We start from the raw sequence: 26,302 nt of genomic DNA, 5'->3' as shown, positions 1-26,302 counted from the left end.
CTTACCAAGGGGTGCAACGCCGCAATCGCGGCTTGAGTGGCTTCCCGCAGGGCGAGGCAGGTGATTTAAACGCAAACTGAGATAGGCCTTGTCTAAATATAGGGTTTATATGACGCACCACACTAGTGTACCTCGTCATAGATTCTCACGCTAAATCACAAGTATAATATCCAATATCAGAAAAGGAGGCTTAGAGTCTCGTCTAAAGGGAGTAACACTAGTGCTATGCATACAATCAACTTCCCCGAAGCAATAAATCGAGAAATATTCCTTGCCGAATATTGGCAAAGAAAGCCCCTGCTGATACGTCAGGCGCTAGCAGATTTCAAGTGCCAGATAGAGCCCGATGAGTTGGCCGGTATGGCCTGTGAAGAGGGCATCGAGTCGCGTATGGTGCTCGAAAAAGATGGTGCAACCCCCTGGGAAGCCCGTTACGGCCCTTTTGATGAGAGCATCTTCGCCGAGCTGCCTGAGAGTCACTGGACACTGCTGGTGCAGGATGTGGACAAACACCTGCCTGAAGTAGCCAGCCTGCTCGACTATTTCCGCTTTCTACCAGACTGGCGTCTGGATGATGTCATGATCAGCTATGCAGCAGACCAGGGTTCCGTTGGTCCACACACAGATGACTACGATGTTTTCCTGTTTCAGGCGAAAGGTCGTCGGCGCTGGAAGATACACACCCAACCCGTAGATGAAGAGGACTACATACCTGGGCTCGATCTAAGAATCCTGCCAGAGTTTAAAACAGAACAGGAGTGGTTACTGGAACCGGGAGACATGCTCTATCTGCCACCCAATGTTGCCCATTGGGGCATAGCAGAGGGCGAGACGATGACCTGCTCTGTGGGGTTTCGTGCACCAACCTGGCTGGAGATGGCCTCAGCCTGGTTTGAAGCCCGGATTGAACCCCTTCTGCCCAAAGAGCGCTATCGTGATCCACCACTTAAGCCACAGATTGCCCCAGCCGAGATCCTCCCCACCTCACTTGATGGATTCAAGGAGAAGCTACAAGCCTGCCTTGATCAGCTCAATCAGGATGAGCGATGGTTTGGACGATTCGTAACGGAATCCAAAGAACACCTGCAAGTCAATCCACCCCTGGAGTTATTGCAGGAGCAGGCCTTTCTCAACCGTTTCCGTGAACAGGCTATTATCTATAGAAACAGCTACAGCCGCATGGCATTCAGTCGCTTTGAACAGGACGGTATGGATACACTCTATATCAATGGAAACAGCTACACACTGCCCACAACATCAGGTGAGTTTCTGCCCGTCATCACCCACTACCGGGAGCTCCATTTTGGCTATCTACAGGAGTGGTTGGAACAACCCGAATATCTGAGCCTGCTCTGCAAGCTCTACAATGAAGGACACTTTGTCTTCAGCCATGAATAACAGCTATACCATCCGTCAGGCCAAATGGCCCGAAGAACGAGAACTGTTGCGTCAGGTCAGAGAGCCGGTATTCATCCATGAACAGGGTGTACCTGTCAGTATGGAGTGGGATGATGACGACCTGATCGCCTATCATCTGATCGCACTTGATAGCCAACAAAATCCCATAGGAACCGCTCGTCTCCTGGGTAGTGGACAGATCGGTCGCATGGCGGTACTGCTAAAATGGCGCAATCAGGGGATTGGTACTGCCCTTTTGATGGAACTGCTGCAACGGGCCAGTCAAGTTGGACAGGAGCAACTCTTTTTACATGCTCAAACCAGTGCAGAATCCTTCTACAAAAATGTTGGTTTTGTATCTATCGGTGAAATATTCCAGGAAGCTGACATTCCCCACCGTAAGATGATTTTCTCTTTTTCTGAAGAGCACAATGAAGAAGATCTTGCACTTGCAACACTGGGAAAAGATGATGAGCTGTTTAATCTAACCAAACCTGAAGATCATCAGATACATGCAACCTCGATGGTAAGACAAGCCAAGCGAACCCTTTGTCTACTCAGTTATAATCTTGACCCGATCATCTATGATACCGAACCATTTCACGATGCTGTAAAGCAACTTGCAATGAGATCCAAATTCAGTCGTATTCGAATTTTACTACAGGACAACACCCTGGTAGTGCAACAGGGACACCGTTTGGTAGAACTCGCACAACGTCTTCCATCCGTTATTGAGATACGCAAAGCAACCGACGTCTATCTTGAAATTGAGGAAAATTATCTACTGGTCGATGATTGCGGATACCTGCATAAGCAACAAGCAGCAAATGCTAAAGGAACAGCCCGCTACAACAACCGCTATTTTGTCAAACGTCTTCAATCTCAATTCGATGAGGCCTGGGAATATGGCATACCTGACCGGGAGTTGTCGAGGTTACATCTGTAGGGAACCTCTGATCAATTCGTGAACTCGCATCTTGCCCCTAAAAAAGCGCCACTCGTCGTTCATTTGAAGTGACCAAACCTCTCTCTTCGCGCACGTAAGGAAGTACCCTTTGGGTGCGCCTTGATTGGCGCTTTTTTAAGGGTAACAGGGTCAATTCGATTAGTGTTAACAGGCCCTAATAGAGATTAGAACTTCATTCTCAACTTTTGTGGCCCCACTCTTCCTTCAGTGACGCTTTGTTCATTGCCAACCACTGCAGTGCAATGATGATGCTGGTCGAATTCGCCCTACCCTGATAAAGCTCAGCAATCGCTTCATCCGCATCCATCACCACAACTTTAATATCCTCTCCCTCATGATCCAATCCATGCACACCATCAGCACAGGTTGAGTCCACCTCACCACAATAGAGTTTAATACGGTCTACTGAAATGCCTGGACTGACCATAAACTCACATATTCGTTTCAATCGACCTATTTCACAATTTGCCTCTTCAATTGCTTCGCGCCTGGCAACTGACTCATCCGACTCCCCATCACTCTGCAGGCCTCCAATGGTTTCCAATAGCCAGGGGGGATTCTCAAAACCTACTGCGCCAATCCGGAACTGTTCGACCAAAACCACCTTGTCGTGTTGAGGATCATAGAGCAGTACAGATACAGCACCAATATCCTCAAGGCGCTCTCTGACAATTGGCTCACATTGACCTCCTAAAAAGAGATCATGGATGATCTTGTACCGATTTAGTTTTAAGAACCCACGAAAAACTTCTGTTGTTTCCTGGATTTTATAGCGATATTTCATAACCATGTCGTTTCATTACTGCCCTTTGCTACCTCTCCCTCCGGTAGAGTGTTGGGGTGAGGCAGTTTAAAAGAAATACTCTGTTTATTTTGATCCCCTCATCCTCATCCTTACCTTCTCCCAGAAAGATAGGGGGACACTCTGATTATGATTATGATGACTCTTGAGTGGATTGGCAAAATGATCTGGATATGCCTTCCTACGCTGGAGCATGGGAACGAGGGAGAATCTGCTTATTTCTGGCTGTTAATTTGGACGGTTACTTCAAATACTCTGCTCGATTCGGGCGACTTCTTCTATCATGGTAATACTTGTATTTAATCCGTGTTTCCAATCCATGGCACTCAACACAAAACCCGTCTTTGGTATACTTTTGCCTGAGGAAGCTATTCAATGTTGTGCCATCATCTTTATTTTTCCCTGCTTTTAACACAGCATGATACTCAACTTTATCAGCCTCCCAGGGTGACCAGTCATGCGGATCATGGCAGGTAATACAGGCGATCTGACCTGCATCTTCGACATTCTCATCTGAATCAAGGAGTGGCATATGCTCTGGATCTGAAACCATCACCAGATCCTTATAGGGGTGTGTGTAATCAGTTACAACCCGCTTCTTGCCAATGCCCTCATCATGATGGCAGTTCTGGCAGAGTCGATCTCGTTTAAGATGTGAGCTTTCACTCTCTTCAGGTAACTGACCAGCGATGCTTAACATAGGCTCTTCAGTTTCGTTTCGATGCATACTGTGGCAACTACCACATAACCCAGCCTGCTTTGGTGTCTCCTCAAGTAAATTTTCACTCTTGGGTGCACTATCACGTAAGTCATGGTCTGTATTGACTACAGACATTTCATTTTCATGACAGCTCTCGCATAGCTGCCCATCAGAAATACTTTCTATCAGACTTGGGGTCTGTTTATGACCGGCATGCACTGAGTGACAACTCAAACAATCTACTCTGGTCAGTTCTTGATCTTGAATGGTTACAGGTTCATCCAGATCAATATTGACCGGATGAACACCTTTATCTCGTGCCTCTTCCAGACTCTCAGCATGGTGACGGGTATGACAGGCGGCGCATAATGCGTCTACTTCTTCCTTGGACACAACCAGTAATGAACTATTTTCCCCTCCGCCATGAACCTTATGACAGCTTTCGCAATTCAGACGATTCAGTTTTCTACCATTGATCTCAACCGGCTCATCGAGATCAATTGAAACTGGGTGAATTCCCAACTCACGGGCTTTTTCCTCTCCTTCGGCATACAGTGATTCATGACACTGCCGACAAAAATCGCTATCTTTATTGCTGTCTCTCATCCATAGATTTTCATTGTGCTGGGTTAACCCTGTCTCCTCATCATCAAATCGATGAGGTGTATGGCATGTACCGCAATATGGGATTTTGTCTTCAACAAATGGATAGAGTTCAGGCAGTGGATCACCCCGATCATCTATTTTTTCGAAATGCTGATCCTTTTTTGAGTGGTAGTAGTCAGGATGCTGCTCCCCCTCACCAAGTGTGATGCGAGAGTCGATTACTGCACCGTGGTGACAACTCATGCACATCGCTTTACTACCAACAGGAGGCATTGGCCCTCTTTGCAGAAGATCTTCCTGATAATCCTCAGACCAGCTGAGATGGCAGGTTACACAATCCTGGCGGGTAGGTTTTGAAAAGTGTGTTTCCGTTTGATCCGGTTTTGGGTTGTCATTTGATTCATATAGTTGCAAGACTCGAACGCGATGTTTTGCCATTTCAACAATATAAACCCGCTCATTCCACTGAGCGATGCCTACAGGTTGGTCCAAGACAAGATCTGCGCCATTCTCATCCTTAACAATATCAATAAAACTACGCCCACGGAAATGTAGAATTCGCCCCGTGTATGAGTCAGTTACCAGCATCTGATCATTCTCACCAAGAGATAGGCCGTTTGGTCTCAGTAGACTTTTATCGGTTACGCCAAATCGTGCCACGGCGCCGAATGAGCGTCCCCGCTCATTAAAAATCTGTATCCGTCCATTGAGCACATCGACAACATAGAGATAGTTGTCCCGATCTGTTGCCATCATAAATGGATAGCGAAATTCCCCTTCTTGAGTACCAAAACCACCCCAACACTTGACCTGCACTCCAGTCGATATATTAGTTGAACAGACTCTTGAGTTGGCACGGTCACTCCAATAGACAAGATCATCAATGACTGTCAGCCCTGTCGGACTGGGTTCTACCTTTTGCTCACCTTTGTGTAAGGGTATGGTTCTACTGAAATCACCCTTTCTGGAAAACAGCACCAGTCGATTATTTCCACTGTCGGCAACAACAACCTCATTACCATAGAGGGCTAGATCCATTGGCAGGCTTAATGAATCCTCACCAGGAATGGAAAAAGAACCTAGAGCCTCTCCCTCAGGACTAAACATAACCACACGACCATTTACTCCATCAAGGACATATACCACCCCATCATCAGAGACTTTGACAGCGCTAGGATAGTTGAATTCAGCTTGCAGGTCATATAAATATTGGGCGTTTACAGTGGCTTCTACCTCCCACGACACAACTAACAAACCCAGCAATACCGTCACTATCCCCAAACTATTGGCTAAAGCAACAAATTGACTAACCAGCTTCATTGCAGCAGATCCATCAGCTTGATCGGCTTATCCTTGAACGCTTCGTCGTTTAGAAACCTGGAAATACGGTTCTTGGTGATCAGCTCTATCTCCTCTTCACTGAACCCAAGTTTGACGTAGTCGAGTGTAGGATTATCCTCAGTATGACATGTACCACACAGCGATCCTTCCGAATCTACAGGAAAATGAATTTTAAGGTGTAGCTCTGCTCTTTTTTCCAGATCACCCGCTTCCCATTCTTTTAAAAGGGCTGATATTTCCGGATGATCTTTTGAAAAAGTCTCGGCCCTCTGCTGATAAAATGGCAAAATTTGTTTTGTATTTGATTGCAGATTAGATGTTGAGTCTGATGACCATTCATACCAACGATATTCAAGATCTATATTTTCTGGATTGAAATGGCAACTGGTGCAAGCGAGGAAGTTTACATGCATATTTAAATAGCTGCGGTATCTTTCACTCTCCCTGTGTGGAAGATTTGTATGGCAAGTAACACAAAAATCCCTTTGGACATCATTATTCGGCGTATTCTGAAAATGGAAGGGTGATATCTTGAGTGGTTCAGCGAACTCTATCTGTTTATGCTTTTTTAACTTCTCGACACGCTTATCGAAGGCCTGACTATCCCAGTGAGCCTGCTTCATCTGAGAAATATAGAGTGACTCTGCATGTGTATAGCCTGTAATAAACATCAGCGCTATCAATGCTACAAGCCGGGTAAATAATTTCATCTCTTCTTCTCGTTAACTAGTTGATTACTGCTTTCATGAGTTATTCTCTTTTTTTCTATAGAGCCGTTTCAGCTGTTCACCCCAGCGTCGGTTTTCACTTCGTTTGAATATTCGATATTTAGAAACCTGATCTGTTTTTGAATTAGTTTTTTTCGGACGTTTTTTTCTAGCCAGAAACACTTTTTCAAATCTCTTACCACCAAGGATCGGCAAGGCATCTGATTTGGAACCAGCAAATATTGACCAGATAACACCAGCCGAAATGAATAAGATTGTCAGTGGAGCAAGAAAGAACAAGGCCTTATGCCACTGTGATTCCTGCCATAACTCAACCAGGGAGTAGTTCATAAAGTACCCAGGTACCCAATCGAGATCATGCATATCACTGACCAGAAAATCATCATTAAGGGGATTCTCAACATATCCGTGACATCCAGATGATCCACAGAGTTCTGGCAATTGCTCTGGATTAACAGCAGATTCAGGGTGCTCGGTAGGCAGTATGCCATGATGAAATCCTGAGGGTGCATGACACTCATTACAGGAGACACCATCACTGTTCCCCTCCTCTACCAACCGTCCATGGAGGGTCATGTCATAGCTTTCTGAAGCATGAACAAAATGGCTATCACTTGGTTTTTTTTCATGTGTTGAAGCATCATCTGCGCGCTCAGTCTTAGCCATTGCTTCACGATCAAGATGGCAATCATTACACATCCCCACCTCTTCCTGCTTGGTCCAACGAACACCAAGCAGACGACGCAGAATATGCCCACCCATCTGTCCATTCCAGACCTCTCCCTGATGACAGTTTCCACACACCTCCTCTTCGTGATCAAATATTTCCTTAAACATCTCTCGCTTATCCAATGATATATAGAGTGTGTTTGTGTGACATCGACGACATGATGGGGGGTGGTCGTTACGACTCTCATCCCAGCGGTTGGCAGCAGTCAGACCATCGACCGCACCTTTTCCATGAATAGACTCGACAAACTCCTTGGCAATGGGTTCGTGGCTGTATGCGACGCCCTGGGATGGCTCTTCAAGATGGCAGGACGCTGCACAATCAACCTCACCATTCTTAGGTTTGTGGGGATATTCACGGATTTTTCTGTGACAATCCCTGCATGGCACATTGCCATGTATGGAGGAGAAATAGTGATCAGAATTGATTGATGCGTTGCGAATAACCCCGTTTTCACCCACATAGGCGAGCCCTTCTGCCGCATGACACACCAGACAACCATCCGGATCCGATTGGCGTTCAGCAGCCTTAGCTTCATCCAGATTGAACCATAGCAGGGCAATACCTGAGAGTAGTCCAGCAAATATCCAACGCCTGCGTTTGTTCTGTTTAACCGTTTTTTCGATACCGGGGGTTACGGCAGTCCAAACCGGAGGGGGGGCAACCTCAACGCCTTTCTTGAGCCTTTTTGGCATCTTGTGCGAAGGCATAGGTAACCAATCTATCGCCCCCCATTCACAAGTGACAATACACTCACGACAGGACATACAGGAGAACTGATCAACCACTGCAACTCTGTCGACCATCCGCACTGCACCACAAATACAGACCTCAGCACACTCCCTGCAGCCGGTGCAGCGACTGCGTTCCACTCTGACACGGCGTACAAAGGGCAACTTGGCGCCTATCCGGTTGACCAGCCCATCAATTGCACCAATCGGACAGAGAAACTGACAATACCCTCTTCCCAACTTGGCAAAAAAACCAAGCAAAACCAGTAGGCCCAGATTTACAGCACCAATGGTGGAGATAAGATAGGCAATACCCCGAAGATCGCCACTAAAGGCTTCGAAGAGTCTCGGTAAAGTAATGAAGTTGCAAAGCGTACAGGCACTGAACCCTAGTGCCGGCAGCAGAATAAGATAGGTGATGAAGTAACCGTACCGGATCGGCACCTGAGGCAGTGAACGATAGTCGATTTTCCAGCGATCATGAAATAGTTTACTGACCATTTCAGGAAAACCACCCATGGGGCAGAGATAGCCACACCAAAGCCGTCCAAAAAAGAAAGTCACCGTCAAAATAGTGAGCAGGATACCGACCCCAATCGCAGCAGTTTCAAGTTGGCGGGAAAAATCATCCCATCCCATACCTGGAAACAACAGAAAAAAGCGTCTCATGCACATACCGCCACACAGATCACTCTGCTCAAAAATCCGGGGAATAAGCAATAGGGGTGAAAAAAGCAGTAGCGTCATCACTGAAATGGTTGCGTATCGAAACCAGCGACTACGAATAAAAGTTTTTAATTGTTCTTTATAACCAGGCGATGACACTTCTAATCCTCGAATTCATGGCAGGAGAGGCAGAGTGTTCCATCCTTTGCAGGCAGCCTGAGCAGTATCTCCTTCTCAACACGCTGATACTCAGATAGTGTAAATTTACTCTTCTGTTCAGCCTTCCACTCTTGTAATCGTTTTGCCTTATCTTCTGAAAACACCCTACTCCACGCAGTGCGTTTGTATAAGATCCCTTCATCAACAGGGTTCTCTTCCACCACCCGACCCGCGGGCGTATCAGGATCGATAACGCCAGCCTGATGAGGAGAATGACAAGTTATGCAAGCTATTTGACCCTCTTCATCAAGCGGGAGATTAACGTCGTGTTTTTTTTCTGCGAGATGTTTTAGCTCAAGAAGTTCTTCTTCAGGCTCTCTCATATGTACAAGAGCATTCAGATGGGGTGTTTTCAAATGGCACCCATAGCAGAGTTTTTCTTTAGATAAACGAAATTCCATTTCGTTGGCTTGATCCGTAATAGTAGGATCAGGCGTCTCGGTGTGACAGTAGATACAGCCTGAATCAATAATCTCACCTTGCTTATCTATCATCAGGTGCAGATTGTAGCGCTCGTGTTCTTGTTTCTCATGGCAGTGGTAACAAAAGTCAGTGAGATCCGGATAGGGCCCTAAATGTAGAAAATTGTGCTCATCAATGTCGACTTCATCCAGCGGTATCTCCTCAAGGTTTTCAATGCCATGACAGGTATCGCAAACCAACTCTTTTTGATCCCCTAATGCAAACTCACTAGGTAATGTCATATCAACAGGGATTGGAATCTCCACAGGATGGTGTAATGGAGGTAAATCATATGGCTCATCACCAAAGACCAGACTGCTAAAGCAACTCACGAAAACAAACAGGAACAGATAAACTAAATACTTCATAAGCCTGCCTGCGAAGCCTCACCATGGGTATGGCAGGGTCTGCAATCATCACCAACCAGATGAACACCACTCAGTCCATTACCGGTATTCAATCCACCTTCATCAACCTCAAACTGCATTGCATGGCATATAACACAAAGCTGTGAATAGTCACCCTGCTCACTCACTTCGATTAAAAAAACCTCTTCCAGAAAAGGAGATTCCGAAAGCAGCCGGCCACCCTTCAAGGTGTTATCGATGATCAGTTTTTCATTACTTGTACCATGTAAAGCATGACAATCGCTGCAATCGACAACCTGGGGATAGTGATACTCCCCACGCAGTCCGTTGTAGGTCCGCTCCCCCGACCCATCCCGCCAGCCGTGGTAATCGATATGCTGATAGTCATCTTCTAGAGCAATCAATGGATCAGTAAAACTTTCACCTTCGATCTCAAACCCGATCTGTTGATGATCGCGATTATGGCAACGCAGACAGAAGTCGGCCTCTACACGATAGTCTGAGGGTTGAGCGGTAACATCATTAAACTTGGTCAGATCGAGATTGAGGTCAAACTCACCATTCATATCTGAGTGTTCGTGACACACCAGGCAATCTTCATCGCCCATGCCGCCTTCTGGTCGCGGAGTGAAAACATGTGCATGGTTCCCATCAAGATAGGGTGCACTTGGAAGGTCTTCACCATTATGACAAATCAGGCATTCACGGGGTTGGGACGAGCCATTGTCCCCATGACATCCAGTGCAACTCTCGTAACCTTTATCTCTCACCATATCTTTGATGATGTCAGAGGTTTCCTGGTGAATGACGGTCATGGCATGACAGCCATCACAACCTTCCAATCCCCAGGCGAGACCGTTGTCACCATGACTCTGATCCAGCAGTAGACCACCGGGCTTAGAGGCATTCATCTCAGATTGATCTTCACCTCCACAGCCAAATAAAAAGAGTGAGAACAATATAATTAGCCAGCTTTTCATCGTGCACTCCCTGCATGGCATTCACTGCAATAGCCAGATTGGTGACAACCGGCACAATCAGAGGGGTTGATTCTGGCGTCAAGGCCGTGCCGATCCCGATAGCCCAGTGGATGAAGCATGCGATTTGAAGCGTTGCGCCGGAAATGACAATCGGTGCAAAAGTTCAAGTCTATGTGACACTCTCGGCAGGCTTGTTCATCAATCCTGGCGGCTTCAGTATGAAACCAGGTGTAATCCCCCCGGTGATCAGGAGGACGAATTGTTTGTGGGTCAGTATGGCAAACATCACAGGCCAACGGTGCAGTGCGTGTTTTCATATGACACGAGTGGCAGATGGCTTCGAGCGGTTCGTTATAGATCGTCTGCACATTTTCAAGCACTTTCAGATCAGTGATTTTGTTATTGTTAAATGGGTGGCATGCCATGCAGACATCCTTACTTTGCGACATGACTTCCATATGTGCATTATGAGGAAAATAGATATCAGATCTTTGGTGGCGTTTTTCCCACCAGGTTTTCTCTTCTGCTTTATCAACCATATCTTCCGCAAAAACCTGGCTACAAGCCGCTAATATGAGCAGTGCCAAAATCAACCTCATGGCAACTCTCCCACATTGGTTTGATAGAAGTCATACCGGAGCGATAGTCCGAGTCTATACTCATCATCCCGTGTTGAGTGATCCAGCCACTCACCACTTAAATCAAGTCTCAATTGGGATAAAACCTTATGAGCCAGTGAAAATGAGAGACCTTTTAAATTGTTATCTCCAGAAAGGCGTGTCTGTTTTTTTTGATAGACACTCTCCAGTTCAACAGTTGACATGGAAGTTATTGGCTGTCGATATCGCAGATAGATTGAGGTTGCGTAATCGTCATCTGATTCCATGTAGTCAACTCTGCCATCAATTACGGGACCAAAACGGGTGAAATAGATCAGCTCTGTTGCCAAACCAAACCCACCATTCCCCTGCTCTTGCCTGCTGCCGTTTAACTCAAAATTGGTTTCCAGACCAGCGCGCTTCGGCAAGTGCCAGACCCCTTTCAGAATCGATTGCCGTTCCATACTGAAAAAGCCGTGATAACGATCACGAAAAGTTTCAGGCTCTTCGTTCGGCCTGTAGTATCGATAGCCCAACCTGAGATAGCCCTGAGTTTTTAGGTCATAGTGGCTATCAACCACCACTCGTTGCAGGCTTTGATCATCCAGATTCATATCTGCTGCCAGATGGAAATCGTTTAACTGTAAATCCTCATCCAGCTCAGGTCGTACACCCGTAAGGCTCAAATGGAGATCCATCTGTTGACTATGAGCCCAACGCCGTTCCAAACCAAAATTAAAGTTCAGCTGTTTAAACTGTTTGGTCTGAACCAGAGATAACAGATCGTAGTTAGATGACAGCCCAATAAGCAGGTCAGCATCCTCCTCCCAATAGCCTTCGATGCGTCTTGGCTTTCCTCCATAGACTCTCCAGTCGATAGCAGATAACTGTTGAGAGATTGAAATACCATCAAGGGTATTGAATCCGCCATTCTCGATTATTTCAAAGCGGCCAAGAGTAAGATCCGGTCGTTCACCCTTGCCATCACTGCGGATATAGCACTGATAAAGTTGACCCGATGTATTAGCTTCTCTAGCTTCAACAGCGAACTGAACCCCCATATCAAGACCAGTGGAGAGATCTTTGTAGTAGATTGCACTCCATTGCTCAAGGGAGGTCTCTGTCTCGCCAAAGTGAGTGTTATCCACCTGCAACCGGAGTTCAGTGTCTCCAGATATCCCCGCCCTAGTATCTGTTACGATCGGTATAAGCAGGAGGTTGCAGACAATCGCATAGATTGTCGATCTATTCATCTCTACCTTGAATCATCTTTTTAGGGGACTTTTCCTTGAATGCCCCCCAGCCAACCAGTGATACCAAAGCGACTGCACAACCGGCACAACCGGTACAGATGCCGAGCGTCACAATGGTACATTGTGACGTCAGCATCATATGCCCGGTTGCGAACCCAGCACCAGCAGTCCACGGCAACAGCGCTGAGATGCGCTTAGGTTTACTTTCCATGAGATTGGTTGAGTGTCGTTAGCTAGCCTTTCTTCTCAACAACCGGAACCCAAGCAATATAAATGGCAGGAGTAGCAAAGCGCCACCACCACCTCCACTACTGCTGCTATCACTACCACTATCTCCAGCCGAATCACTTTCACTCTTTTCAGCTACGGCAAAAAAGCTCAGGTGGTCTGTTCTGATTACCACATATCCATCTTCATCTGAAGTTGCCGGTTGTGCTATGACAATCTGGTCAGACTGTAGATCACTCCAACTCTCACCAGTTTCAGATGAGATCACTGTTAGGGCGTCACGATTACTACCGGTCCAGGGAAGTTTGATGAACAGTGGTGTACCAGGAAACTGTTCTACAGATTGACCATCCGCATTCTTGGCTTCAATCTTATAAACCTGTGATAGATTCATGCGTCCAGCCTGACTTGCTGCCTCAACAGATGCGCCATCTTCTACCCGAATCTGAAACCGATAACTCACCATCACCGCTTCAGCCTGACCATTCTTGTCAGTCATTATCGCAGTATCCTGAACCATCGGATCTCCATAACGGGGTTTGAATGCATAGATGGAACTGGACGATGACATCATGCCTCTAAGTAATGAAACCTCATCATTTGCAAGACCCAGGCTAGATAGTCCTGACTCCGCTTCCGACTCAATCATGTAACCAGCAAAGACAGGTACATTTGCCGATCCCAAGATAGATAACGAGGGATTCAAGGCTGTGTAGTAGAGCAGGTCTTCAACATTCTCAGTAATAGTTCCTTCATCATCAACTTTCATTGAAGGAAAGGCCATTTCGACAATACCTTCGTCGATGAGACGTTTATCTGGAAGTTCCACTACCGTTTTACTGTTAGAAGCGCCAAATACACCAGACGTCGAAACCAACGAACTAAAGGCTCCACGAGATGTCTTTTCATGACACTCCTCACACTGAACAGATTCAGTTGCAGGACGTGTATTGTGTGAAAGGATATAGAAGTTTGATGCTCCCCAAACCAACACAGCGTTAGGATTCTCAAAGCCTTTGGATCTAAGCAGGGAGTCGTAGGCACCCTTCTGTGCCACAATGCCCGCGTAATCGTCTGGATCGGTAAAACGCCAACTTCCATGGGACATTCTCACTGCAACGTCGCCCAGAGTCTCACCGGATACTGGATCGATCAAATAACCAACTCGGTTGCCCTCACTATCCGTCTCCATTTTAAAAACGCTGTTGCGTTCTGTCTGATTGAGAACGTGGTTATTGTTTCTATCTCTCCACAGTGCACGATATCTTGCGTTGTAGGGCTTAATCTTCAAAGTGCCGTCTTCGGTGGCTGCATAGCGATACATGATCTGCATCGGTGTTCCACGAGAGGCTTTGTCAGTGATATGACAGGTTTCGCAGGCTAGAACGTCCAGATGTGTCTCAGTGATACGATTCAGAGAATCCTCCGTGTAACCAGCCATATCACCTGCCAGCTTCCAACGCTCACGGTGCGCACTCAACATATCCTCATGACCAGATGGGATCGCGGGCGTTTCGGCTTGTTCATGACAGTAGACACAGGACTTCGCTGGTGGTTCGTAGTCTTTGTCATTTGCAATATCCATATCAGAATTGCCCTTCAGGAAATTATGATCGGCATCCAGGTCCGCTTGATAGCCAAAACTCTTGTTAAAGTAATTTCTACTATGACAGGCATTACAGTTTTCGATATTTCGCTGTTCGCCATTAGCTTCTGTCCAGACTTGTCCCTTATGCACGTCATCCTGGTAATCCCGAACCTGAAGACCATCTTCATCGAATATTGCATCAGCCCCCTCGCCAAAGCCGTAAAAGCCACGTCTTGAATTAGAGGTGCGATGACACTTCATACAGTTGTCATTACCGGGATAGCGAACCATCGGCAGGGTCACAAGACCCTGCTCGTTAAATGCATCAGCGTTCCATTCAACAATCGGAAGCCCACTATCGTTCAAATCGAAATCAGAGACCCCAACAACGCCATCACTATCGTCATCATTTCGTACAAAACTGACCAGTGACTGATCCTGTTCACTGTCACCACTCATGTTGAGATTCATAAACTCAAGCATTGCAGTGGCCCCATAGCGAAACGCCCCTGAACTGATCAGGCTCCTACGCAGAGTGGAAGCATGTGATGATGCAGCGGTTTCAGTAGAAAGTCTTGAATCATGAGAGACCATCTCTGAAAAGTTTACATGACAGATCAGGCAATCGTTTTCCACAACACCACTCGATTGCCAATCCCATAATTCTACAGTAGGCTCCCCATCTTCATTGACACTGCGACTGTAGTAATCTCCATCAAGATGATCAACGGTAGCAGGATCTACATGATCATATCTTCTACCATCGCGATCCAATTCCATCCAGCCGCCACCTGAATGGCACCCTTGGCAATTCTTAACCAAATCAGGTGCACCCTTATCGGAAAATGCATCAATGGAAGCATTCTCTTTTTTAGCCAAATAGTATGAATTATTGCTACCCATGCAGTTGTATCCACCAAAATAACCTGGCGAAACAAGGTGTGGCAGTCCGTGATCCTCACCGAAATCGTCTCTGGCTTCATCCCTGCCCTGCTCGATGTGGTAAGCATGGGTGATCTTGTCGTAGTCGTGGCAACCACTACCTGCACAACTCGCCTTTGGGCTATAAGGCATTCCACTACCTAGTACATGCTCGCCATCCTCTGTTAATAGAGGTATTTGAGGATGAGCAACTGTTTCATCCAATACACCTGCCGATGTACAAGTCATATGCAAACTGAGTAAAAGTACCCCAAAAGCTGTCTGCACTATCCGGCTTTTAAATCGAAACATCAATAATCTCCCTTCATTGGTTTTTCTTATTAGCTAGTAGGCCGTGGTGTAAATTAGGCAACACTCAGTCGGATCACTAGATTTAATCAGTACTCACCATCAGCATCATTCGTGCCATATACAGGATCATCAATTATTACAATCAATTACATATTTCTTTCATCCATTTGCAACTTGGTTTTTGGCGTTAAATAACCCACCTCTCAGGGATATAACCTACTTCTGAAAAAAATAAAGTAGGTCATATCGCCCACCTTGCGTTATATGGCGCATTTTGATTTATATTAGTCACATGATTACTTCTAATAATTCAACAAGTTAACCATTGGCCTCATATTTGCTTATTAACAGGGCGTCTGCCAATGGATACGCAGCAAGCTGAATACTGATTCAGGATCAAACAGCCAGGGATGGATTAATTGCAAACTAGAGAGCCACAGATTGTCTTCTGGATATCGATGCCTCGGCACTACGTTGGCCTCACTTCCTGCAATGATTTGATCCTGTTACTTCTTAGGGAATGAGAGCTGGCTCGTCCATCAGGATTTAGTGTGACAACTTTTTTAAACCCTAATTAGCAGATAGAGTCGTATGAAGACCTCGATAAACTATAAATTAAATCTCCCCCTCCTCCCTTTTCTCTCAATCTACTGCCTCTCTCCGACATTTGCTGAAGAAGCAGAGAAAGCTGTTTCTGAAGAAGAATTCGATGTCATCAGTGTTACCGCCTCACGGGTAGAGCGTAAAACCAAAGAGGTAGCTGGCTCTATTGAAGTTATCGACTCTGAACGCATTGAAAGCGAGAAGATGTTCAACATCAAAGACGCCATCCAGGGTACCCCTGGTGTGCTTATTAACTCCAAAAACTCGGCCTATGACACGCGTTTGATTATTAGAGGGGCCGGCCAAAAAGCCAACTACGGCGTGCGTGAAATCATGGTCATCAGAGATGGTGTGCCGATGACTGATCCTGACAGTTTCTCACGCTTCGACTTTATCGATACTCAGGACATCGAACGAATCGAAATCACCAAAGGCCCAGGTTCGCTCTTCGGTGCAGGTTCCGCCGGCGGTACCATACAAATCATCTCAAAATCTGTGTTTGACACAGACAGTAACCGCTTCAAGCTGGGTGTAGGTGAATTCGGACAGCAAAACCTGCACGGTCGTCTTGCCGGTGATATCAACGACAGCAATGCTGTTTCAGTAACGGCTTCATATAGAAAGTCAGACAACGACTGGCGTGACTGGAATGAGTTCGAGTCCAAACAACTTGCTGTCAAACACGGCTATCTGCTTGATAACGGCGGCACTCTCGAATCAGAAATCAGTTATCACGAAGCTGATGTACAGCTGCCAGGCAGCATGGATGAAGTTGAGTTTGAACGCTATCTTGACACCGGCGAACAGAAGGACACTAGCAGTAGCCCCTGGCAACATAGTGGTCGCTATTCAACGATTTGGTTCTTCAACTCCCGCTATGAACAGGAGTTAGAGAATCTCACCATCAAACCCCGTATCTATGCCAATCAATGGGACCACTACCACCCGGTAACCGGCGCAATCAACGACAACCCAGGCACGACTGTAGTAGGCACTGACCTTGAACTTGCCTACGCGCATCAACTCTGGGGGGAGAGCACCCTGGTCGCAGGCATAACTGCTCGACGTGATAACACTGAGGATTCCAAAAAATATACCTATGCCGATGTGGAGACATCGCCACCCCCGGCCTGGAATCCGATGGGCCCTGAGACTATTTTACATACCAACTCTGATGAAGCCGGAGAGCTGCTTGAGGAGGAGGATGCAACTAATACCCTATATGGCTTCTTCATACAGGAGACGTTACGTCCAACAGACAAAGCCACATTGGATATCGGCTTTCGCTACGACCGAAACAATTTTGATATCGATAACACCGCCTATGGTGAATACAGCTACTCTGCTGGCACCTATACCTACTTCGATTCACCGGAATACACCAAGACTGATAAAACATTCAATCTCTTCTCACCCAAGTTGGGGCTGACTTACGAACTTAACAAACTTATGAATATCTATGGCGTAGTTGCACAGTCAGGGCAGGTTCCTTCTGAATCAGAGATACAGAGCAATCCAAAACTGGATGCTGCCACCGCACGTAATGTAGAGATTGGTTTAAAGGGTCGCGAACAGGATTGGTCATTCGATCTCTCAATCTATCGCACCACAGTCAGTGATGAGATTGTCTCAGTCCTCGATGAAGATCTCACCACTGAGTTTCAGAATGCCGGTGAAACCTTAAAGAAAGGTATAGAACTGAGTGGACGCTATGACATCACCCCACGCATCTGGCTTGAAGGCAGCTTTGCCTATAGCGACTATACCTTTTCCGATTTCGAAGAGTTAGTGCGCACTGGTCGAACTCAAACCCCTGTTGACCGTTCCGGTAATCAACTGCCCTATGTTCCTCGTCAGCAGTATGGACTGGGAGTAGGTTACAGCCATCCACTGGGTATCAAAGCCGTGCTCCGCAGTAATAGCTGGGGCAGTTATTACCTCGATAACGCCAATACTGAAAAATATAATGGCTATGAGTTCTTAACCAACCTGCTGCTCAGTTATCAGACCGGCGCTCACAACCTGTCACTTAATGTCGAGAATCTGTTCGATAAGTATTACGCCACTGAAGTGAAGAAAAGTACCAGTGGTGATAAGACCTACTCTGCAGGTTCGCCCCGTAGCGCCATGTTGAGCTATACCTATCTATTCTAAGGCTCTTTACCAATGAAACGTCAAATCTTAGCAATGATTCTTGGCTCCGCCCTGCTATCACCTCTTGTTGTGACAGCAACTGAGCCTCAATCCATGAGCCCTAAAAAACCAACTAACGCCCATAACCACCGGGACCCCAAGTCGTTCCTCATTGAAAATGGTGATAGTGCAACAATCACACTTTTTAAACCGGATCTCTCCTCTGAGACTTTAACCGCAGAGATGGGCAAAGTGACAATGCCGCGAACCGGTGTCGATAACTATCATGCCCTGGTTGTAGAAAAGGATTGGGGGAATTATAAAGAGGCGATCATCCATTATCAGTATATGTTTGGTCGTCCCAGTCATCAAAGTCCTGACAAGTTGATTGCTTTGCAAAAGACTGAGTTTGAAATCATACCTGAACCGCTACCTAGAGAGCACTACCGATACCACAGTATGCAGGAGTGGGAATTCCGGCTCCGCTTTAACGGAGCGTATCTCAGCGGACAACCGCTTACCCTGAACACATCCAACGGCTCGCAGCAAACCCTGACCACTGATGAGAATGGACGAGTCACATTTACGATTCCCGATGACTTTCCTGATCTGGTGGATGGCGTACGGGATAAGCGGAACGCTCAATTCACTATCATCAGTGAATATCAGCAAGACAAGGTTACCTACTCCACTCAGCTGTTTGCAGATTATCAGGTTAACCCTAACCACTGGCAATCGACCCAACTCGGCTTTCTGGTGTTGGGCATAGGATTTCTCGCCGGGGGCTATCTGGGACATAGCCTAAAAAGCCGTGGAGAGAAAACATGAGTGCATTCAATCTTTCAATTGTGCGTAAACTGGTACAGATCAGCGCCTTTCTCTTTTTCGTCTATGGTGGCGTCATTACGGGTTACTACCTGGAGGATAAAATCAGTGGTGCATTGCCGGCCCTGAGTTGTGCTTATGACTTTCAGGGTTCCGATCTCTGCACCTTGATTCCAATCCAGCATCAGATGGATCATCGACTTGGTGAGACGATCGTCAAAGGTGGCAACCTGATGATGGGAATCATGCCAACTGTGATTACACTGGGCACTTTTCTGGTTCTGTTTGTACTGCTCAATAAGGCTTTCTGTGGCTGGATCTGCCCACTTGGAACTTTTCAGGAGCTGTTGCAGATGATCGGCCAAAAAATAGGTCTACAGCGTCAGCACTCTCTTGCAAAACCTCTGGTTTCCCGTATTCGCCCAGTGAAGTGGTTCATTTTACTCATCCTCGTTTTTGGCTTTCCCCTACTGACAGGGATGGGACTATTGAACCATGATCTGGGCGATCCTTTCTGTAAAATCTGCCCTAGCCGGATACTCACAACCCTGGCCACGGGTGATACCAGCCAGCTCTATGTGGATACAGCCAACACAACCACCATTGTGCTATCTCTGGTTGCAGATTTTCTGTTCGGTCTGATGATTGCCCTGGGACTTACACTGCGTCAGCCCTTTTGCCGAATCTGTCCGATGCTGGCACTGCATGCTGTGTTCCGTAAGTTAGGACTTCTGCGGCTGATAAAAAATGCTACGCCACGCTGTGAGCGCTGTGGTCTTTGTGCCAAGGCCTGCCCGATGGATATTCACGAAATCCACACTGACATGGAAAATCGAAATGTAACTTTCGAGGATTGCACACTCTGTGGACGCTGTGTGGAGTTTTGTCCGGATAAAAATGTACTGCAACTTAAATATGCATTTATCCCTATCTTCAGCGCCGATCCCCAATACTTTAAGAAGCGTAAAAAATCACAGACTACCTGGGAAAAACAGAATCTCATCAATTGGTTTAAAAAGGATCGCCCAAAAGGAGAGGCTAAATCTTCATGATCCCGATAGAACCTGTCAGCCTCAGCTTTGGGTCTGCCCTGCTACTCGGGCTCAGTTTTGGCTCCGGCCCCTGCACCATTGCCTGCCTGCCCTATTTAGGGCCTGTATTTACCAGCAGTGAGCAGAACTCCTGGGGAGCCTGGCGTACACTACTCCCCTTTTCTCTGGGTCGTGCCTCCGGCTATACCTTACTGGCGGGGGCAGCGGGATGGGCAGGGCTCTGGGTAGAGGACCTGGTTGCCGGCCCTTGGGTACGCTGGCTACTGGGAAGTGCAACCGTATTGGTGGCACTCTCAATCATCTGGCGGCGCCACAATAAAAGCTGTAGTTCGAGTTGCCAGACCACTACAACTGTTAAGCTCGAGCCAACATCACCAGGCTCATCCAACTCTCTGGCGACAAAAAGTCTCCCTGGAAGTCTCTATATGATGGGGCTTGGCATGGCCCTTAACCCCTGCGCACCCCTCACAACACTTATTCTCGCCGCTGCAACCAGTGCCAGTATCCTCACTGGAGCCTCCCTCGGTGCAGGCTTTGCTATGGGCGCAGTTTTACTACCGACCCTGGTCTTTGCCACTGGCCTCGCCCATTTTGGCCAACAGATCAGAATACACCTTAACCGTCATCGTACCGCTCTGGAAAACACCAGTGTCGGACTACTCATCTTGATAGGATGCGCAACTGCTATGGGATGGATTACACCATGAATTTTGCTGAACTGATCACTCGGGGAGGACCGGTCATCTGGATACTCGCCGCCTACTCTTCAATCGGTCTGGCCATCGTGCTAGAACGCCATCTACTCTTTGCACGCTTACGTAAATTACCCAAAACCTGGTTACCAGAACTGAGTCAGTTGCTTGACCAAAAAGATTGCCAGCAGCAAGTCAGTGAACTGAAGGGGCCGGAAGCCAGGGTCATCCGCGCCATGGTTGAAGCCCATGCTGAGGGGGTGAAAGATCTGCAGGGGGTTGGAAGTCGAGTACGTAATGAAGAGATTCAACGTATGGAGTTCGGCCTGCGTACACTCTCCATTCTTGGTAATACAGCTCCCCTGCTCGGACTGCTTGGAACCATCACCGGCATGATCAAAGCCTTTATGGTGATAGAGAACGCGGGAGGCAAGGTGGACGCCCAAGCCTTGGCAGGTGGTATCTGGGAAGCGATGATTACGACCGGTGTAGGTCTTGCTGTAGCCATTCCGTTGCTGTTAATGCTCCACTTTCTTGAAGGCAGTGTTGAAAGAAGAGCACTGTCGATGAATCGCTGCATATCACTGCTGCTTGAACGCCGCTCACAGCCCGCAGCAAGAGAGGATAGTGATCAGACCCACCATTGGGAGAATATTACAGATGGAGTATGAGTACAGGAGACGTTCCAACCATGTGCTGAATCTTACTCCTCTGATTGATATCATATTTCTACTGCTGGTCTTTTTTATGCTCACTGCCCATTTTATTGAAGATGAAGCGATTGATATTCAGCTTCCTGAAGCAGTCAGCAGTACTCCAAGCAGTGAAGATGACACTGTAGAGGTCTCTCTTTTGCCTAGTGGAGATATCCTGGTAAATGGGCGACCTACAAGAGTCGATCGACTTGAAGAGGCGCTTCGCGGGGCGTTACACGCTTCCAGCAAGCGCTTCGTACGACTAAAAGGCGATCAGACCGCTCATTTCGGCACTGGCATCAAGATCATTGATGCGGCACGCAGTGCTGGTGCAGAATCCCTGGATATAGTAACTGAGAAGCCATGATTCACTATTTCTCGGGACGTCATATTCTGGCGATATCTATCTCCCTCATACTGCATCTTGTTATTTTTACCTCCTGGTCTGACGCCAGGATCAATCAAGCAAAATTGGATCAGCCGAAAGCTGACCCACTATTTGTTCAATTAAACTTAAACCAGACCAGGCCCAAAGTTGTTCAGCAGCAAGCGCCAATTGTTAAAAAGGAGAGTGAAACTCCCACCAAACCAAAGCCCAAGCCCAAGCCCAAGCCCAAGCCCAAGCAAATTGTAGAGAAGAAAATCCCGACTAAAACCAAACCAGTGGAGAAAAAAACTGTCCCTGCTGAAACAACTCCTCAGGTTGTTGAGGAACCTGAGCATGTAGTTGTAAGTCAACCCTCTCCACCCAAAGCAGAACCAAAGGCGAATATACTTGAGCAGTATATGGCTGAGCTACTAGCGAGCATCGAAAAAAAGAAGCGCTACCCCGCCCTTGCCAGACGTAAAAACATAGAGGGGAGAGTCCAGGTTCATTTCATGCTCACCTGCGATGGTCAAATCTCCGACCTGGATATCAACGGTTCCCACAGTCTGTTGCGCAAAGCTGCCAACAAAGCGATCAAAGCCGCACATCCCTTCCCGGAGATCCCAGCTGAACTCAGTTGTCCTCTACCTATAACCTATGCCATGGCATACACACTGGATCAATGATTAAGCGTAATTGATTTAGCGAGTCAGGAATGACACCATTTTCTCTACTGGAATATTTAGGCCATTGGTGTTTTATTGTAGGTCGCTTTTGCAGTAGTCTGTAGTGAATAACCACAACAATCTGGCAGAATTCCTGATGATACCTTTTCCAGTCATTGGCGTTACACGACCGAACTTTCTGATACTCACTCCGGTATGTGTCTCCTTGGGAGTAGGAAGCGTTCTATTGTCTGGACACCCGGTTTCATGGCATCTGCTTGCAATAGTGATTTTGGGTGCTCTGATGGCCCATATCAGTGTCAATGCCCTCAATGAATATACAGATTTTCATTCTGGTTTGGACGCAAAAACTGAACGAACACCCTTCAGCGGTGGCAGTGGCACATTAGTGCTTCAACCCAACCTGGCCCCCTATGCCTTAAGAGTCGGGGTGGTATCACTACTGATAACCCTGGGTTGTGGCCTCTATCTGATCCAGGTAATTGGCTGGGGGCTGATTCCCATCGGACTGCTGGGTATATTGATCATCATCACCTATACCAGCTGGATCAACCGAAGTCGTTTTCTGGTATTGATCGCGTCAGGTTTCTGTTTTGGACCACTGATGGTAGTAGGAACACATTTTTCGTTGACTGGACAATTCAGTAGCACAGCACTTTTGCTCTCGTTAGTACCTTTTTTCTTTGTCAATAATCTACTACTGCTCAATCAGATACCAGATATAGAGCCAGACAAAAGTGTTGGTCGTGATAACTATGCAATAGCCTTGAAATCTAAAAAGAGAGCTCTGCTGTTTTTGAGCTTTTGCGCAGCTGCCTATGTTTCAATCATTGTCGGTGTTCTACTCGGATTAATACCATCAGCATCGCTGATCAGTCTTATTACAGCCCTGCTCGCTTATCAAATCTATAGTGCGATCAGGGATCATGAAGGTGCCACAGATCTTCTGATACCCAGTCTGGGAAAAAATGTTTTACTGACGCTCATCACCCCTGTTCTGGTATTTCTCGGCATATTAATTGATATTGCGTAGCGATAAACCCAGTTACATAGAATTACTAACCATCTTACGCTTCTCCTGAAGATTTTCTCGATCATCCACAAAACAAAAAAAGTGTGACCGAATACCGCGAAGCTCTGCTTGGCGAGTAGTCCATGTGCTCATTTTGTAACGCTCAGAGCCCCATGCTTGAAATAGCGACGGCAGGCGTTTTTGGTGCGGCTGAGGGTTACCGAATTTACCGAGCAGCCCACTAGGGTAATCCCCAGCTTATATTATTCAAAACTTCCTGTAATGATACTAAAAGGAAATTCAATTCGAGTGAGGAGTAACCATGATTAACTTCAGTGCAAGATTCCATCAGAGTTCTATTCACTCGAAAAACAGTGCTAATGCGAATAGCAGTTCTTCGGCTATCAGTGATGAGCAGATCATGGACATGGGTGCACCTAAGAAAGTCAATCCCCTGCTATGGGATCTTTCAAACCCTCAAGAGCGGCGTACGTTAATGGAAAACGCAAACAGTATGGAAGCGGGAAATAGCGAACCTTTCAATGCCTCAGCCAGTAACACCAACGTTCAGCAACCCCCCTCTGGATTAACACTAAATCAATATAAAATAATTGACTACAGCAAATACGCTCAAGCAAGTAACCAACCTGGCACTGAGTCCAGAGATAGATCTTCAACAGAACAGAACAGTCAGGCTAATCAGTCACAATCTGGATCGTCCTCTCAACCCAGCGAACAGGACTCACTGGCACAAGTCACACAGCAATTCCAACAACGTTTCCAAAATAGTGCCGAAGAGAGCACTCTATTTCATGACATCATGAAAAAGACTTTTGGAGATCAATACAACCAAGATAAGGCCGAGACAATTCGCCAGCAGACATTAAAAGGTGACTTTAGCTGGATGCCTGACATAAAACTCGTTAACGAAAATCAACTTCAGGATCTATCCGGCACCCAAACAGATGGAAAAGCGTTTGGCGCATATAGTGAAAGTAACGATACCGTCTACCTGAGTAGAGAACTTCTACAAACAGATGCAGCCCAAGCTGAAAAGATACTTACCGAAGAGGTTGGGCATGCGATTGACACAAGAGTTAATGTCAAAGATGCCCAGGGTGACGAGGGAGATATCTTCTCCAGACAGATTCATGGCGAATCAATCTCCACTGAAACTTTGAACGAGCTAAAGCAGGAAAATGATAGTGGTGTAATTGAAATTGATGGCCAGAAGATCGAAGTGGAATATGGACTCTTTAGTAGTATCAAGAAGGGTTTCAAAAGTATTGGCCGTGGCATCAAGAAGGGCATCAAAGGCATTGGCCGCGGTATCAAGAAGGGTATCAAAGGCATTGGCCGTGGTATCAAGAAGGGTATCAAAGGCATTGGTCGTGGCATCAAGAAAGGCTTCAAGAGTATCGGCCGGGCAGTAAAGAAGGGAATCAAGAGTATTGGTCGAGGGATCAAAAACACCTTTCAGAAAATTGCCCAGAGTAAAATTTTCCAAGGCTTGGTAACTATTGCGCAATTTGTACCCATCCCCGTTGTTTCGATGGTCGCTAAAGGTATCAATCTTGCCATGTCAGCATACAATGTATATCAAGGCGTAAAACATAAAAGCTGGGGTATGGTGCTCGGTGGTGTAGCTGGCGCTGCCAATGGTCTATCCGATATTGGTAAAGCATTTGGCGCCTCTGCTGGATTTATTGATAAAGCAGCAAATATTGCCAAGCATGTAGGAAATGCCTCGATGACTTACAAAGCCATTGCTGAGGGTGATTTTCTAGCTGCTGCGAATCTTGCCGCAAACTACTTTGACGGCAACGCAAATATAACTTCCACAATTGAGCAGGTGGGGAGAGTCAATCAGACCTACAACGCCGTTAAGAGTGGCGACTACCTGGGTGCTGTCGGTGTAGGATCATCCCTGCTGCAGGATTTCACAGCTGAAAGTGGTGATAAGATTCTGCAAACAATTGGTCAAAACGCAGATGTCTTACGCAATATTGATCACGCAGTAAACAACGGAGACTACAGCGGTGCTGTATCAATGTTAACAGAGCAGTATGGTGACAACCTGAATCTCAGTAGCGATGAGAGGAAGAAGATAAATCAGGTCACACAAGCATTGCAAAATGTACATCAAGCAAATCAGCTTATAAAATCCCATGACTATGCTGATGCAGCTCAGTTGCTACTGCAAACAGCTGAAAATCATAGCAGCACCCCTGAATCTAAACAGCGACTTATTGAGGCCAGTCAAAAAGTCGATCAATTGAATAACGCTGTAACTGCAATTAAAGATGGACGCTATGCTGAAAGCATCATGACTGCAGGTGACCTTTTGAACTCACCAATTGATGATGAGAGTCGTAAACTACTAACAGATATCCAGACTTATGCTGAAGATGCGCAACAACTGGGAGAACTGATTAAAAACGGCGCCGCAGATGAGGTCATTGAAGCAATCAAAGAGCGCATGGATGAGCAGGTTGTGATCACTAACATTCTTAAACAAGCCGCGTAAGGATAGATCTGACTGCTGCCTGAAACCAGGCGTACACCCCCTCTCCTTTGATAGGAGGGGGGTATAGATATATCCCACAGAAAATAACATTTGTGTGCTGATGAGTTCACT

The 26,302-nt window shown here is 46.6% G+C and carries 21 protein-coding genes; 11 read left to right on the top strand and 10 right to left on the bottom strand.

What is annotated here, in order from left to right:
- Nucleotides 1–225: 225 nt before the first annotated feature.
- Nucleotides 226–1,398 (top strand): JmjC domain-containing protein, encoded by a 1,173-nt coding sequence (locus AC4IE7_RS01885; RefSeq protein ID WP_490775104.1) that lies wholly within the window; start codon nucleotides 226–228, stop codon nucleotides 1,396–1,398.
- Nucleotides 1,391–2,344, top strand: coding sequence for a GNAT family N-acetyltransferase (locus AC4IE7_RS01880; protein WP_490775103.1), 954 nt, complete (start codon nucleotides 1,391–1,393; stop codon nucleotides 2,342–2,344). Before AC4IE7_RS01885 ends, AC4IE7_RS01880 begins: the two co-directional genes overlap by 8 nt.
- Nucleotides 2,345–2,543: 199 nt before the next feature.
- On the opposite strand, the gene AC4IE7_RS01875 is transcribed toward AC4IE7_RS01880, so the two are convergent.
- From AC4IE7_RS01875 to AC4IE7_RS01830, 10 genes are all read right to left on the bottom strand, one after another.
- Nucleotides 2,544–3,149 carry an NUDIX domain-containing protein gene (locus AC4IE7_RS01875; RefSeq protein ID WP_490775102.1) on the bottom strand — a complete coding sequence of 202 codons (606 nt, stop codon included), beginning with the start codon at nucleotides 3,147–3,149 and terminating at the stop codon, nucleotides 2,544–2,546.
- Nucleotides 3,150–3,408: 259 nt separating this feature from the next.
- Nucleotides 3,409–5,793 carry an NHL repeat-containing protein gene (locus AC4IE7_RS01870; protein ID WP_490775101.1) on the bottom strand — a complete coding sequence of 795 codons (2,385 nt, stop codon included), beginning with the start codon at nucleotides 5,791–5,793 and terminating at the stop codon, nucleotides 3,409–3,411.
- Nucleotides 5,790–6,524: a hypothetical protein gene (locus AC4IE7_RS01865; RefSeq protein ID WP_490775100.1), complete on the bottom strand. Its 735-nt coding sequence runs from the start codon at nucleotides 6,522–6,524 to the stop codon at nucleotides 5,790–5,792. The genes AC4IE7_RS01870 and AC4IE7_RS01865 overlap by 4 nt, the downstream gene beginning before the upstream one ends.
- Nucleotides 6,525–6,557: 33 nt before the next feature.
- The gene (locus AC4IE7_RS01860) at nucleotides 6,558–8,828 is read right to left on the bottom strand and encodes a 4Fe-4S binding protein (protein ID WP_490775099.1); all 2,271 of its coding nucleotides are present in this window, start codon (nucleotides 8,826–8,828) and stop codon (nucleotides 6,558–6,560) included.
- Between the two features lie 2 nt (nucleotides 8,829–8,830).
- The gene (locus AC4IE7_RS01855; protein ID WP_490775098.1) at nucleotides 8,831–9,718 is read right to left on the bottom strand and encodes a hypothetical protein; all 888 of its coding nucleotides are present in this window, start codon (nucleotides 9,716–9,718) and stop codon (nucleotides 8,831–8,833) included.
- Nucleotides 9,715–10,698: a hypothetical protein gene (locus AC4IE7_RS01850; RefSeq protein ID WP_490775097.1), complete on the bottom strand. Its 984-nt coding sequence runs from the start codon at nucleotides 10,696–10,698 to the stop codon at nucleotides 9,715–9,717. The genes AC4IE7_RS01855 and AC4IE7_RS01850 overlap by 4 nt, the downstream gene beginning before the upstream one ends.
- Nucleotides 10,695–11,297 (bottom strand): hypothetical protein, encoded by a 603-nt coding sequence (locus AC4IE7_RS01845; RefSeq protein WP_490775096.1) that lies wholly within the window; start codon nucleotides 11,295–11,297, stop codon nucleotides 10,695–10,697. The genes AC4IE7_RS01850 and AC4IE7_RS01845 overlap by 4 nt, the downstream gene beginning before the upstream one ends.
- Complete coding sequence (locus AC4IE7_RS01840) at nucleotides 11,294–12,550, bottom strand: hypothetical protein (RefSeq protein ID WP_490775095.1); 1,257 nt, start codon at nucleotides 12,548–12,550, stop codon at nucleotides 11,294–11,296. Before AC4IE7_RS01840 ends, AC4IE7_RS01845 begins: the two co-directional genes overlap by 4 nt.
- Complete coding sequence (locus AC4IE7_RS01835; RefSeq protein ID WP_490775094.1) at nucleotides 12,543–12,761, bottom strand: hypothetical protein; 219 nt, start codon at nucleotides 12,759–12,761, stop codon at nucleotides 12,543–12,545. The genes AC4IE7_RS01840 and AC4IE7_RS01835 overlap by 8 nt, the downstream gene beginning before the upstream one ends.
- An 18-nt stretch (nucleotides 12,762–12,779) precedes the next feature.
- Nucleotides 12,780–15,599, bottom strand: coding sequence for a hypothetical protein (locus AC4IE7_RS01830; protein WP_490775093.1), 2,820 nt, complete (start codon nucleotides 15,597–15,599; stop codon nucleotides 12,780–12,782).
- A gap of 591 nt (nucleotides 15,600–16,190) precedes the next feature.
- Between AC4IE7_RS01830 and AC4IE7_RS01825 the strand changes: the two genes are divergently transcribed.
- From AC4IE7_RS01825 to AC4IE7_RS01785, 9 genes are all read left to right on the top strand, one after another.
- Nucleotides 16,191–18,356 (top strand): TonB-dependent receptor, encoded by a 2,166-nt coding sequence (locus tag AC4IE7_RS01825; RefSeq protein WP_490775092.1) that lies wholly within the window; start codon nucleotides 16,191–16,193, stop codon nucleotides 18,354–18,356.
- A 12-nt stretch (nucleotides 18,357–18,368) separates the two neighbouring features.
- A complete protein-coding gene (locus tag AC4IE7_RS01820) occupies nucleotides 18,369–19,163 on the top strand; it encodes a hypothetical protein (RefSeq protein ID WP_490775091.1) in 795 nt (264 codons plus the stop codon).
- A complete protein-coding gene (locus AC4IE7_RS01815) occupies nucleotides 19,160–20,212 on the top strand; it encodes a 4Fe-4S binding protein (protein WP_490775090.1) in 1,053 nt (350 codons plus the stop codon). Before AC4IE7_RS01820 ends, AC4IE7_RS01815 begins: the two co-directional genes overlap by 4 nt.
- On the top strand, nucleotides 20,209–20,919 hold the full coding sequence (locus AC4IE7_RS01810; protein WP_490775089.1) for a sulfite exporter TauE/SafE family protein: 711 nt from the start codon (nucleotides 20,209–20,211) through the stop codon (nucleotides 20,917–20,919). Before AC4IE7_RS01815 ends, AC4IE7_RS01810 begins: the two co-directional genes overlap by 4 nt.
- Nucleotides 20,916–21,575, top strand: a complete 660-nt coding sequence (locus AC4IE7_RS01805; protein WP_490775088.1) for a MotA/TolQ/ExbB proton channel family protein — start codon at nucleotides 20,916–20,918, stop codon at nucleotides 21,573–21,575. Before AC4IE7_RS01810 ends, AC4IE7_RS01805 begins: the two co-directional genes overlap by 4 nt.
- Nucleotides 21,565–21,966: an ExbD/TolR family protein gene (locus AC4IE7_RS01800; protein WP_490775087.1), complete on the top strand. Its 402-nt coding sequence runs from the start codon at nucleotides 21,565–21,567 to the stop codon at nucleotides 21,964–21,966. Before AC4IE7_RS01805 ends, AC4IE7_RS01800 begins: the two co-directional genes overlap by 11 nt.
- Complete coding sequence (locus AC4IE7_RS01795; RefSeq protein ID WP_490775086.1) at nucleotides 21,963–22,652, top strand: TonB family protein; 690 nt, start codon at nucleotides 21,963–21,965, stop codon at nucleotides 22,650–22,652. Before AC4IE7_RS01800 ends, AC4IE7_RS01795 begins: the two co-directional genes overlap by 4 nt.
- Before the next feature lie 103 nt (nucleotides 22,653–22,755).
- Nucleotides 22,756–23,685, top strand: coding sequence for a prenyltransferase (locus tag AC4IE7_RS01790; RefSeq protein WP_490775085.1), 930 nt, complete (start codon nucleotides 22,756–22,758; stop codon nucleotides 23,683–23,685).
- A 301-nt stretch (nucleotides 23,686–23,986) separates the two neighbouring features.
- Nucleotides 23,987–26,191 carry a hypothetical protein gene (locus AC4IE7_RS01785; RefSeq protein WP_490775084.1) on the top strand — a complete coding sequence of 735 codons (2,205 nt, stop codon included), beginning with the start codon at nucleotides 23,987–23,989 and terminating at the stop codon, nucleotides 26,189–26,191.
- The last annotated feature ends 111 nt before the right edge of the window (nucleotides 26,192–26,302 follow it).

The organism is Candidatus Thiodiazotropha sp. AKAK3 (assembly GCF_058244645.1).
Note: the sequence above shows the minus strand (reverse complement) of the source record. Positions and strands in the feature narration are given on the sequence as shown.